This window comes from Flammeovirga agarivorans (genome assembly GCF_012641475.1).
Taxonomy (GTDB): domain Bacteria; phylum Bacteroidota; class Bacteroidia; order Cytophagales; family Flammeovirgaceae; genus Flammeovirga; species Flammeovirga agarivorans.
Genome location: NZ_JABAIL010000005.1, coordinates 41,181 through 54,562 on the forward strand (window position 1 = coordinate 41,181; position 13,382 = coordinate 54,562).

The following is a 13,382-nucleotide window of genomic DNA, read 5'->3' on the forward strand; positions in this document are numbered from 1 at the left end:
AACTCTATCACTATAGTTCTATATGTTTGAAAGCAAAATAAAAGCCTATAAACAGAAGCTGTATAAGAATGCTGCATTAAAAGGTATCATCCTTTCTCTTGCTGCAATTCTAGGTCTTTTTTTGCTGATCAATATATTAGAATACATCAATAATTTTGGTACAACTGCTAGAGCATTATTGTTCTTTACATACTTATGTACATTCTGTTACACCTTATTTATTTGGGTAATACAACCTATTCTAAAACTTAAAGGAATAACAAAACAGATTACTGATGAACAAGCAGCGAAAGAAATAGGTCAGTATTTTCCAGAGGTTTCTGATAAGCTTGTCAATTCAATTCAGTTACAAGCTGAAGGAAAAGATAATAGCTTAATCAATGCGACATTAAGTCAAAGAGATGAGCAATTCTCCCCTATTAATTTCTCTAGTGCTATTTCCTATAAAACTAACTTAAGATATTGGTATACCTACCTACTTCCTATTGTTATAGTTTTTCTAGGAATTCTTTTATTTAGACCTCAAGTAATCACTGATACAACTCCAAAAATTGTTCAGTTTGATAAAGAGTTTTTACCCGTAGCACCTTTCCAATTTTATATTTTAAACTCTAATTTAAATACCTTTCAAGGAGATGATTTTGAATTGAAAGTACAACTTAAAGGTGATGCTATTCCATCTGATGTATACATTGAAACCAATAAAGGTTCACTAATTAAATTACAGCCTACAACACCTGGATATTCTTTTACACATACTTTCAAGAAGATTCAGCATGCTGTTACCTTTAGATTTAAGGCTGCAGGGTATTACTCACAAGAGTTTGATATCAATACTTTAATTCGTCCCTCTTTATCTAAGTTTAGTGTTCAAGTAGAGTATCCTTCATATACTAATAAAACCAACGAGACATTATCTAATACTGGTAACCTTCTATTACCTGAAGGTTCCAAAATAACTTGGTTGTTTGATACAAAGACAGCCGATTCCATCAAATTATTTTTTAAAGATGTTCCATTAACGGTGTATGCAACATCAGTAAATGACAACGTCTTTAAGTATGCTCAAAAAGCAAGTATCTCTACTCCCTATAGTATCGCATTAAAAAATGAATTTGGAAGCAATAAAGACAGTATCTCCTATTTCTTAAATGTTATAGAAGATAAGTTTCCGAGTATTAGTATGCGCCAGTATCAAGATACTGTAATGTTCGATTACTTGGTCTTTGGAGGAAACATCAGTGACGATTACGGAATCACTAGACTACGTACGAGATATAGAATCAAAAGAAAAGAAGAGAACAATCCATCTAAGACTTTCAGTAAAATTGATATTCCTTTTAATAGAAAAGCAATCGATCAAAGTTTCTATTACAAATTAGAAACTGAACAATTTGGACTTCAAGAAGGAGACAAGTTGGAATACTATGTCGAAGTTTATGATAATGATGGAGTAAATGGTAATAAGAGAAGTAAGACACCTATGTACTCTTTCTCGTTACCGACAGCCAAAGAGATTGCAAAAGAGATTAACGAATCACAAAAGGAAACAGAAGATAAGCTAGAAGAGACTTTGGCAAAAGCGGATCAACTGGATAGAGACCTAAAGAAGTTAGAAGAAAAACTAAAAGGTAAACGTCAATTATCTTGGCAAGATAAAAAAGACATCCAAAAGTTGATTGAAGAACGAAAAGAATTGGAAGCACAAATCAAAAGTCTCCAACAGCAGAGTCAACAATTACAAGACAAACAAAGTAAGTTCTCGAAGCAAGATCAGCAAGCTTCTCAGAAGGCGGAACAATTACAGAAGATCATTAATGATATCAATGATGAAGAAACTCAAAAATTATATGAGGAACTTCAAAAGTTGATGGAACAAAATTACATCAACCAATCTCTTCAAGAAAACCTGAAGAATATTGAGAACAAACAGAAGAACTTAAAGAATGAATTAGAACGTTCAATTAAGTTATTTAAGAAGTTACAGATAGAGCAAAAAGCAAAAGAAGTTTCTTCTAAACTTGAAGATTTAGCAAAAGAGCAACAAGAAATTGCCAATGAAACAAAATCATTAGAAGAAAAAGAAGCTAATTCAGAAGAGCAATCTGAAGAACAAAAGAAGGAAAATACAAAACAGCAAGAAGATATAGCTAAAAAGCAGGACGAACTTAATAAGAAGTTTGAACAGATTAAACAAGAGATGGATGATTTGCGTAAAATGGATAAGAAGGAACAAACCAATCAGGACTTCGAACAATTTACGCCAAATGAAAGGCAAATAGAGAAAGAACAACAAAATGCCTCTCAACAACTAAAAGAAAATAATAAAAAGCAGGCTCATCAATCGCAGAAAAAAGCTGCTAATAAAATGCAGCAGATGGCACAAAAAATGCAACAAAGTATGCAGTCTGCACAAATGGAACAAATCAGTGAAGACCATGAAGCTTTACGACAAATAATGGAGAATCTCCTAAAACTTTCATTTGATCAAGAAAATCTAATGGAATCATTTAAGGAGGTTAGAAGAATAGATCCTAAATTTGTAGAGCTTTCACAAACTCAATTGAAATTAAGAGATGATGCTAAATATATTGAAGACAGTTTAGTTGCATTATCGAAAAGAGTTTTCCAAATTGAGTCTTTTGTTACGCGTGAGGTTACTGAAATGAATAAATACATGGACGAAAGCCTTGATGCTATCAAAAGAAGAGTTCCAGAAGTTGCTGCCAGTAAACAGCAATTTTCTATGACCTCAATAAATAACTTGGCTTTGTTATTGAGCGATATTTTAGATAATATGCAACAGCAAATGAGTCAGAGTATGGCAGGGCAACAGATGAACCAAAAACAACAGTCGTCCTCTCCTAGCATGAGTCAGATGCAACAGCAATTAAATCAACAGATGGAAAACTTAAAGAAAAGTGGAAAGTCTGGTAAAGAATTATCTAAAGAACTTGCGAAACTTGCTGCCCAACAAGAAATGATACGAAATGCTTTAAAACAAAGTATGGGCAAAGGGCAAGAACAAATGCAAGGAAAAGATAAAGGTGACGATGGAAACGGAATCAAAGAAGGTGACAACGGTTACGGAAAGATTCTGAAAGAAATGGAAAAAACCGAAGAAGATCTAGTCAACAAAAAGCTTACAGATAAGTTGATTGAAAGACAAAAAGAGATCTTAACAAGAATGCTTGAGTCTGAAAAGGCACAAAAAGAAAAAGGTCAAGATGAAGAACGAAAAGCGGAAACTGCAAGACAAGAAAAACAGATTCCTCCTCCTGACAGTTTTGATGAATATCTAAAACAGAAGGAGACGCAAATTGAATTATTGCGTACCATTCCTACTTCCTTGAATACTTACTACAAGCAAGAAGTGAACAAATACTTTGAAAAGATAAAAGATTGAAATGCCAACTAGCACAATAATGAATAAACCATTCAAATTAAAGATCCCTTCGCTAATAGAAAATGTTAGAATAGCGGAGAGTTTTATTGATCAAGCTCGTGATGAGTTTAATTTTAATGATGACATTTATGGTAACATTATGATTGCCGTAACTGAGTCTGTGAATAATGCTATCATTCATGGTAACAAAAATGATAAGGATAAAAATGTTCACTTAGAATTAAATGTTTCGGATAAAGAAATAGCTTTTACAATAGAAGATGAAGGTAAAGGATTCGACTTTGATGGTCTGCCTGATCCAACAGCTCCAGAAAATATTGACAAGCCAGGTGGTAGAGGTATTTTCTTAATGAAGCATTTAGCAGATGAAGTAGAGTTCTCTAAAGAAGGTAGAGCAATTACACTTACATTTTATATTTAATGGGGGAAATTACTTTTTTTACTGAAGACATTTCTTTTGATGTTCAACATGAAGAACAAGTAAAAGAATGGATTCAATCCGTTATCAAAAAATTTGATTTCGAACTCATTGGTGTTAATTACATTTTGTGCTCTGACGAATACTTACATAAAATTAATGTAGAGTATTTGGACCATGATACCTACACTGATATTATCACTTTTGATAATTCAGAATATGAGAACGAGATAGAGTCTGATATTTTTGTGAGCATTGACCGTATTAAAGAAAATGCTTCAACCATTGGAACAAGTGAAACTGATGAATTCCACAGAGTACTTATTCATGGTATTCTTCATCTATTAGGATTTAAAGATAAATCTGATGAAGAAGCTAAAAAGATGAGAGCTCTGGAAGATGAACAACTTGCTTCAAGATCTTCAGGTCTTACCCAATAGTACAGTCTTTTATAGTTAAATTTCATATATGTTCCACGTGAAACACTTTTTGTAGAAAAAATTAAGTGTTTCACGTGGAACATTTTTTTATTATATGAAAACATTAAGTCTTTACTAATAATTGATTATGTATCTTTGCATTATCAATCTAATTGATTTACAGTATTTAAAACTGTAGTTAGAAATTATTTCGGTTTTGTTCCACGTGGAACTTTTAAAAAAAGGAATTAGAATGTATCCATCTTATGACGTCATTGTAATAGGCGGAGGACATGCGGGCTGTGAAGCCGCCCATGCTGCTGCAACTTTAGGATCAAAAGTATTGTTGATTACAATGAACATGCAGACCATTGCACAAATGAGTTGTAACCCTGCAATGGGTGGTGTCGCAAAAGGACAAATTGTAAGAGAAATTGATGCGTTAGGTGGTATGTCTGGAATTATCACAGACAAATCTATGATTCAATTTCGTATGTTGAATAGATCGAAAGGTCCTGCAATGTGGAGTCCAAGAGCACAAAGCGACAGAATGGTATTTGCTCAGGAATGGAGAGATGCTCTCGAAGCAAATCTCAATGTTGATATATGGCAAGAAATGGCTACTGAAATAGTCATGGACGGTGACAAAATTACTGGTGTTAAGACTGGTCTTGGTGTTGTATTTAATACTAAATCTGTAGTCTTAACAAATGGTACTTTTCTAAATGGTTTAATCCATATTGGTGAAAAACAATTTGGTGGTGGCCGTAGTGGCGAACATGCTGCAAAAGGTTTAACTGAACAATTGGTCGCACTAGGATTTGAATCTGGTAGAATGAAAACGGGTACTCCTCCCCGAGTGGATGGTCGTTCGTTGAACTGGGAAAAAATGCAAGAACAAGCAGGTGATGAAAATCCTGAAAAGTTCTCATTCTCAGATCAGACTACTACACTTACTAAACAAAGAAGTTGTTTCATTACCTATACAAGTAATGAAGTACATGACATCTTAAAAACGGGTTTTGATCGATCGCCAATGTTCAATGGTAGAATTCAAGGATTAGGTCCTAGATATTGCCCATCTATTGAAGACAAGATCAATCGTTTTGCAGAAAGAGATCGTCACCAAATCTTTGTTGAGCCAGAAGGATGGAACACTTGTGAGATGTATATCAATGGTTTCTCTACATCTTTACCAGAAGATGTACAGTACAAAGCATTACGTAAAATCGAAGGGTTTGAAAATGCTAAAATGTTCAGACCTGGATATGCTATTGAATATGACTTCTTCCCTCCTACACAATTGAAGCCTACTCTAGAAACTAAGTTAATCGAGAACTTATATTTCGCAGGGCAAATCAATGGTACTACAGGTTATGAAGAAGCAGCATCACAAGGTTTGATGGCAGGTATCAATGCACACAATAAAATCACTGAAAAAGAACCATTCATCTTAAAAAGATCAGAAGCTTATATTGGTGTTCTTATTGACGACTTGATCAACAAAGGTACAGACGAACCTTACCGAATGTTTACATCTAGAGCTGAGTATAGAATCTTACTAAGACAGGATAATGCCGACATTCGTTTAACTCAACTTGGTCATCAAATTGGCTTAGCCTCTGATGAACGATTTGATGCTGTTCAAAAGAAGAAAGAGCAAATCAATAAGACTATTGAGACTTTAAAAGAAACTAGTGTAAAAGTAAGTAATGCAAACCCTCATTTAGAGGCTAAAGGATTACCTGCTATGAACCATGGTTTAAAAGCTGATAAGTTTCTTAAGAAGACAAAAGTTGATATGGCTTTAACAATGGATAGTGCTCCAACACTAAAAGAAGAGTTTGATGGTTTCTCTGATAAAGCATTAGAGGAAGCTGAAATCTTGTTGAAGTATGAAGCTTATATTGAGAAAGAAGAAAAGATTGCAGAGAAGTTAGTCACTATGGAAAATTATAAAATTCCTGATGGTTTTGACTTTAGAGCAATCACTGCTTTGTCTGCAGAATCTAGAGAAAAGTTATCTAAAGTAGCTCCGTTGACATTAGGACAAGCATCAAGAATTAGTGGTGTAACTCCTGCCGATGTAACTATCTTAATGGTCTATTTAGATAAGCAGAAAAATTAAGAAGAAATAATCTTATATTTTATATAAAAAGGGGTATCTCATTCAAGAGATATCCCTTATTTTGTGATAGGAAAAATTAGAGAAACAGAAACGTTCCTATGAACTTATACCTAAGAATCATTATATCTATCTATATACTTTTCACAGTATATGCATGTGCTGTAGTCTCCTCTCCTACTGGTGGTCCTAAAGATGAAATACCACCTCGTTTTGGAGCAAGCGATCCCTTCGATGGACAAACAAATGTTGATACTACCAAGCTTAAAATCACACTTTATTTTGATGAGTATGTTCAAGAAGAAAAGCTAAAGCAGAACCTTATTATCACTCCTTATAAAACAGACTTCAAATACAAAACCAAGTTTGTTAGAAATAAAGTAGTGATGAATATTCTAGATACTCTAGAACAGAATACTACCTACTTTATGGATTTTGGTAAAGCAGTAGTTGATGTGACTGAAAAGAATCCAGCAAAAAATGTACGTTTTGCTTTTAGTACTGGAGACTATCTAGACTCCCTTGAAGTCACTGGTCAAGTATTTGATTTAATGACTAACGAACCAATTGAAGGTGGAATCATTGCTTTATATGATCCATATGATTCGTTGGATGTCAATACTGATCCACCATTATATTATTCAAGAACAGTAAAAGACGGGCTATTTATCTTAGAAAGGTTTAAGCCTGGATTCTATAAAGTTTATGCTATCGCAGATGCAAACGAAGATTATAAGTACACTCTTAGAGAAGAAAAAGTAGGCTTCTTTTCAGACTCTATTTCCTTAGATAAAAATATAGATGGTGTTAAACTATATGTCAGAGATTATGATTTAGTAGATCTAAAACTAAATAGAATCAAGAAAGAAAAAGAAGACCTGCATATTTCTTTTAATAAAGGTATTGTAGAATATGGTGTTGATTTCCCTGAAACGAATACTTATACAGATAGTATTTTTAGTATGGAAGAGAAAGGAGAAATTAAACTTATCTATACTGGTTTAAGAGATCAAGAAGACTCTTTAAGAATTACCGGTTATGGTATTGATTCCTTAGATACAAAATTAGAATTTGATACTTTGATCATGTTCCCTAGTAAGAAGGAACTATTAGCGGAGGAGAAAAGACAAGAAAGAAAAAAGAGTGGAGGCCTTATTGGTGGTGCTTTAAAATCGGTAGGTAATGCTTTAGGAGCTGAAGAAGAAGAGGTTGAAATTACTAGAATATCTTTCGAACAATTACTTCCAAAAGACAATGATATTAAAGAAAATGATTCTCTTGATATAGTACTTCGATTTCCAATTCCTATGAAAGAATGGAACATGGATAGTATGATGTATGTATATAGTGAAGACACAGTAATGCTCGATAGTGTTTTAGAATCAAGAGGGAAAGCATTAAGCTTTAATTTTGATAAAACGGAAGTAACTATTCCTGGTTTTGTTGCAGATTCTGCCTTTGCTATCATCTTAAAACAAAATTCTTTTGTATCTGTAAAGACTGATTCTACAAAGCAAAAAACTTTAAACTTTAGTATTAAAGAGCCAGACAAATACGGAATTATTGAAGGACTTGTAAAAGGTAGTCATGATAATTTTACTGTTCAGTTATTAGACGGTAAAAATGAACCCGTCATGGAAATTGAAAATGAAAGAAAGTTTTCTTTCGAATATGTAAAACCAGGCACTTATAAAATCAGAGTTTTAATTGATGAAAATGGTGATGGTGTATGGTTTCCTGGAGACTTCAAAAATCGTATTCCTCCTGAACCTACTGCTTTCTTCCCGAAAGAAATTAAAGTAGAAGCCAATTGGGAAATAAGAAGAGAAGATACTGTCATTGATACTGATAAAAGATAAATCAAAAGTATCCATATGATATAAAAAAAGCCTTTGTAAAAAATCTATTTACAAAGGCTTTTTTTATCAGAACTTACAAAATGCTTTACTCATCTTTTTTCTTTTCTAATTCCTCCAAATGCTGTGGAAGGGTTTTATAATAAGTTTCTAAATTCCATTCAATATCAAAAAGCAATAGATAATCTTCTATAGGTTCTAATCCCATCTCCGCTCTTCTTTCATTTACAATTTCTGGATCATCAATAGGAAATACATAATTTTCTCCCTTATGATTTAAACTAACCTGACTTCCATAAACCTGAGGTTTACCATACTCTAAGTTCAATCGATCTTCCATAAGGGCTAACTGTCTTTTTTTAGCTTTCTTATTTTTTACTGCTTCTCTTAATAAAGGAATATATTTCAATCTTATTTCTTTAGACGAATGTTGTATCACTAGAAATAAAGTCGAATTAGCGGTCTCCCCTATTTTGTCTTTTCCTATCCACCCATACTTATCCAATAACTCAGATATTAAAATTGCATTCAAAGAATCAGAATCCATCATCTTCTTTACAGCTGATTGAAAAACTTCGCTTTCTTGATCAAATTCTTTATAAACTTTTTCGAAGTCTTTTCTATTGGATTGATCTACTTCTCTAATACTATCCAAAAGTATTTTTATCTCAGAATAATTAATTGGTTTCTCTGATGTAGTATCATTTTCATTTGTACAAGAGCATTGAATCAATACTACTAAAAGAATAAATATTAATCTCATTTTGGAAATTGAAAGTTTGCTAATAGTTTACTTTATTTTCTATAAGCTAAATATACAATCTATTTCTACAGGAGTAGATCCATTATTCAATAATTGTAGAGCTTATAAATAAACTGTGGATAAGTCTTGTAAATAAGAGGGATAAATAAAAAAAGAGTGTATATAAATTATAAAATTAGTGTTTCCTTTCCATGAAGGGGCTATATATGTGTGAATAAGTTTTTTTTACATCTAATAACGTAACTGGATAACACTTTAATTCATTTAAATATGTAGTAAAACATCCTTTATGATATCATTAGCCTATATTTTTAGTGATTATACTAAAGTTTAATTAGTACATAGTGTTATCTACTTATTCAATAAGATTTTCATTTACAAACATTAATATTCACATGCATTTGTAATTATGTTGGTAAATCAGTTAGTTATCAACATAATTATTCACACTGTTAGACCATTTGACCTAATTCACTTCTTTATAAACAGAAAACTGGTATAATTAAGAATAGTAAAGACATATTAAATAGCTGATTTTCTAGTAATTAATATAGTACCTGTATTTAATTATAAACATATACACAAAATATACATTCACATAGTGTGCGCAAGTGATAGGTATTTAACCCTTTATTTTTGATTAACTCTTTGTCATCGGTTATAGAAATCAATTATTTATAAGCCCCTATTCATTTCAAATTGTTCATGTGAAAAACTTTCTGAAATCAGATCATTTTTTAGGCGCAAAAATGATTTAAAAATTTACAAAGTATGTATCTTCATATAAGATCAACGACTTACTCACAGTTTTTGATTGAAATAGTTTAATTATTGTACAAATCGAAGATATTTATTGTACTTATCCACATTATTCACATCAAAATTGTGAGAAAATGTGATTAGTGAGTAAAATGTTTAAAAGGTGTGATTATTATCCACAGTAATTCACAAATGGCACTTATTCACGCAATTCACAAGCCTGTGTATAAGTCGATGTGCGCAAAAATGGCGCTTGCGCACACACAAATTAACTGAATAACTTTGGTTCACTTATTATCTCACATACTGTGGAAAAGTACTCTAATCCTTTGTTTTTGATATTGTTAGGCAGTGAATAGTTATCAGCTTAGTTTGTTTATAAGCGCTTATTATCTGTTGGTAAAGTCAGTTATCAACTTATAAACACCCCTAATAATAATAAAAGAGAATTTTAAAATTTATTTTTTTATTATATATCTGTTTAGTGAAATGTTGAAAACCTTAATTCCTCAAAAAATCAGAAAGGCTATACCTTTGATTGGGGTTGGACTCTTTTTTATTCAAATAGGGTTTGCTCAAAATAAAACAGAGGAGAAGTTAGACCTAGCCCAGGAATATTATAAAACGGAAGAATATGATAAAGCCTTAGATCTGTACAGGGATTTATCAAAACAAAAAAACTTGATAAACCAGATCCACGAAAATTACTTATCTATTCTTTTAAAAAAAGAACTGTACAAGGAAGCGGATAAATATTTGAAGAAAGCAGTAAAGTCTGATGAGAGCAATGCTGTTTACCATGTGGACTACTCTCGCATAAAGCTTCTAGAAAAAGATACAGTAACGGCTGATAAGTACTTTGATACTTTTATCAAGGAAATAGCAGTCAATACCACGAAGTTGCGTTATACGGCTTTATATTGCCTTGATCTGAATCTATTCAAATACACAGAATCTTGTTATCGTATTGGAGAGAAGAATAGTAACGAACTCTTTTATTACGAATTAGCCGATTTATATTACAAATGGGGTAAGTATGATAAGATGATCGATGAATATCTTCAGTTACTCACATTAAAGCCTGATCAGTTAGAATATGTTCAGGTAGCTTTACAGGACAGGTTAACCACAGAAGAAGATTTTGAGCTATTAGAACCACAGTTACTCACAAAAGTGCAGAAGAATGCAGATATGACTGTATTCAATGAGATGATTGTCTGGTACTATCTACAACAAAAGAAATTTTATGGTGCTTTTATTCAAGCAAGAGCATTAGATAAACGTTTACGTTTAGAAGGTTATAAAATTTTGGAGATAGGTAGACTAGCCAAGAACAATCAGGATTATAAGAATGCCCAGAAGATATTCCAATACCTTGTGGATAGATACAAAGAATACGCTGTTTATCCTGTGGCGAGAAAGTTCTTAATTGAAACTAAAGAAGCTATTGTTAAAAACACCTATCCTATCGATAGAACTGAAATAGAGTCTCTAGTAAAAGATTATCAACAAATTGTGAAGGAAATGGGATTAAATGCTCAAACTGCTGATGCTATGCGAAACATGGCACTACTTCAGGCCTTCTATTTGAATCAGAGAGATTCTGCAATTGTTGAATTAAAAGAACTTATCAACAATAGAAACATTCCTAAGTCACTTATTTCACAAGCTAAACTAGATCTTGGGGATATCTATTTGTTAAAAGATGAACCTTGGGAAGCTTCTTTACTTTATTCACAAGTTGCTAAAAGTAATCGTGAATTAAAGATTGGACATGAGGCTAAATTGAAAAACGCAAAGCTTTATTACTACACAGGAGATTTTAAATTAGCACAATCGCAATTAGATGTATTGAAGTTGGCAACTTCTAGAACGATTAGCAATGATGCAATGGAACTCTCCATGCTTATTGGTGATAATCTAAACCTCGATACCACTTCTTTAGCTATGGAAGCTTATGCAGCTGTAGACTTGTTGATATTTCAAGGACAATATGATAAAGCGCTCGATAGTTACGAACAAATGTTAGTAAAAATCAAAGGACATCGATTAACAGATGAAATTCTTTGGCAAAAAGCACAATTGTTAATAAAATTGGGCAAATATGAAGAAGCAACTGAACCATTAAAAGAGATACTAGAGTTTCATAGGTACGATATTTGGGCAGATGATGCCAACTATCTATTGGGAACGATTTATCAAGATCAACTAAAGGATAAAGAACAAGCGATGAACTATTTTAAAGATCATCTGATTAATTATAAAGGTTCTGTTTATGAAGTTGATGCTCGTAAGCGTTTTAGACGTTTAAGAGGAGATAATGTGAACAAATCGTAGAAAATTTAAAATAAAGCCTCCAAAACAATAAAATATTCACCAAAATGTGGATAAGTTATTGATTTAAGACATAAAAAAACTATTTGATACATTTTCAAGTAGTTATTCAAATAAAAGAGAAAGTTATTCACACTCAAAACAGTGTTTTGTGAATAACTTTCTCTTTTTTGTTGATTAAAATAGCTATTTTCGAAAAGTTATAAACAATTGAGATGGGATTTACTTTAATATTTGATTCATAACATCAGAAGTAGCTTAAAATCGAAATATTCACTCCTATTTAGTTGATAACTCTCTGATTTTATCTGAAAAAGGTCTGAGAATATATTTTTTACCAACAAAAAAATCCTGAACTCTTAAGAATCCAGGATTTTTCTTTTTAAACACTTGATTTTATTAACCATCAAAGTGTTGACTATTTTTTCTTTACTACGAAAATCATTCTGTCTGAATTTTCTCTATCAAATTCATTGAGTTGATAATCTCCATAGGTGTGTAGCAATTCGAGATTTACTTTTTGGAATAGATTACAGAAATCTTTGTTTTTTAAAGCTTCCACCCTTTCTGTGAATACATGATTTCTTCCATCAGCTGTAAAAGAAATTTCCTTCATCACATGTCGATTTTCCAGGTATTTATGCACATTAAAAGTGATTTCTGGACGCTCGATCACTGTTTTTTGTGGTAAACTGTTGATAACTTTATAAGTATTGAAGTAATCCAGTACTAAAGTTCCCCCTTGTTTAAGACTATCAGCAATCATTTGTAATGCTAATAAATCTTCTGCTTCAGTTTCGAAGTAGCCAAATGATGTGAATAAGTTGAAGATGAAATTGAATTCTTCCTTTTTATAAAGTTCTCTCATATCATGAGTAAAAAACTTTAGTCGATCGTTTTCAAATTGCTGAGCATGATGTATATTTTCTGTTGATAAATCAATACCTTCTACATTGAAGCCAAGTTTATTCAAGAAAATAGCATGTCTACCTTTTCCACATGCTAAATCCAGCACTTTGTCGTTAGTAGTTATATTAAGTTGAGACGATAAGATTCGCATGAAATCTTCTGCTTCTTGAAAGTCTCTGTTTTGATATAGAATGTGATAATATGGCGTATTAAACCATTGATCGAACCATTCTTCGCCCTTTTGCATTTTATTCACGACTTTTTATGAATTCTCTGACCAACAACTCTTACCTTTGTGGTCGTTTTGAAAAAATGTATGACACAAATGTAATTTTTTAGGTGGTATACATCAAAACAAAATGGTAAGCTGTGCATAACTTTTTGAAAATATGA

Annotated in this window: 8 protein-coding genes; 6 read left to right on the forward strand and 2 right to left on the reverse strand. The window is 32.1% G+C overall.

What is annotated here, in order from left to right:
- The first annotated feature begins 22 nt into the window (after positions 1-22).
- The 5 genes from HGP29_RS16285 (at position 23) to HGP29_RS16305 (ending at position 8,227) form a co-directional block, all read left to right on the forward strand.
- A complete protein-coding gene (locus HGP29_RS16285; protein WP_168883498.1) occupies positions 23-3,406 on the forward strand; it encodes a DUF4175 family protein in 3,384 nt (1,127 codons plus the stop codon).
- A 19-nt stretch (positions 3,407-3,425) separates the two neighbouring features.
- Positions 3,426-3,827 carry an ATP-binding protein gene (locus tag HGP29_RS16290; RefSeq protein ID WP_168883499.1) on the forward strand — a complete coding sequence of 134 codons (402 nt, stop codon included), beginning with the start codon at positions 3,426-3,428 and terminating at the stop codon, positions 3,825-3,827.
- Positions 3,827-4,264, forward strand: coding sequence for an rRNA maturation RNase YbeY (ybeY, locus tag HGP29_RS16295; RefSeq protein WP_168883500.1), 438 nt, complete (start codon positions 3,827-3,829; stop codon positions 4,262-4,264). Before HGP29_RS16290 ends, ybeY begins: the two co-directional genes overlap by 1 nt.
- Positions 4,265-4,496: 232 nt before the next feature.
- Complete coding sequence (gene mnmG / locus HGP29_RS16300; RefSeq protein WP_168883977.1) at positions 4,497-6,371, forward strand: tRNA uridine-5-carboxymethylaminomethyl(34) synthesis enzyme MnmG; 1,875 nt, start codon at positions 4,497-4,499, stop codon at positions 6,369-6,371.
- Between the two features lie 98 nt (positions 6,372-6,469).
- Positions 6,470-8,227: an Ig-like domain-containing protein gene (locus tag HGP29_RS16305; protein ID WP_168883501.1), complete on the forward strand. Its 1,758-nt coding sequence runs from the start codon at positions 6,470-6,472 to the stop codon at positions 8,225-8,227.
- 85 nt (positions 8,228-8,312) lie between these two features.
- On the opposite strand, the gene HGP29_RS16310 is transcribed toward HGP29_RS16305, so the two are convergent.
- Positions 8,313-8,987 carry a DUF6624 domain-containing protein gene (locus HGP29_RS16310; RefSeq protein ID WP_168883502.1) on the reverse strand — a complete coding sequence of 225 codons (675 nt, stop codon included), beginning with the start codon at positions 8,985-8,987 and terminating at the stop codon, positions 8,313-8,315.
- Positions 8,988-10,235: 1,248 nt separating this feature from the next.
- Here HGP29_RS16310 and HGP29_RS16315 point away from each other — a divergent pair.
- Positions 10,236-12,083: a tetratricopeptide repeat protein gene (locus HGP29_RS16315; RefSeq protein ID WP_168883503.1), complete on the forward strand. Its 1,848-nt coding sequence runs from the start codon at positions 10,236-10,238 to the stop codon at positions 12,081-12,083.
- Between the two features lie 415 nt (positions 12,084-12,498).
- Here HGP29_RS16315 and HGP29_RS16320 read toward each other — a convergent pair whose 3' ends face one another.
- On the reverse strand, positions 12,499-13,236 hold the full coding sequence (locus tag HGP29_RS16320; RefSeq protein WP_168883504.1) for an SAM-dependent methyltransferase: 738 nt from the start codon (positions 13,234-13,236) through the stop codon (positions 12,499-12,501).
- Between the last annotated feature and the right edge of the window lie 146 nt (positions 13,237-13,382).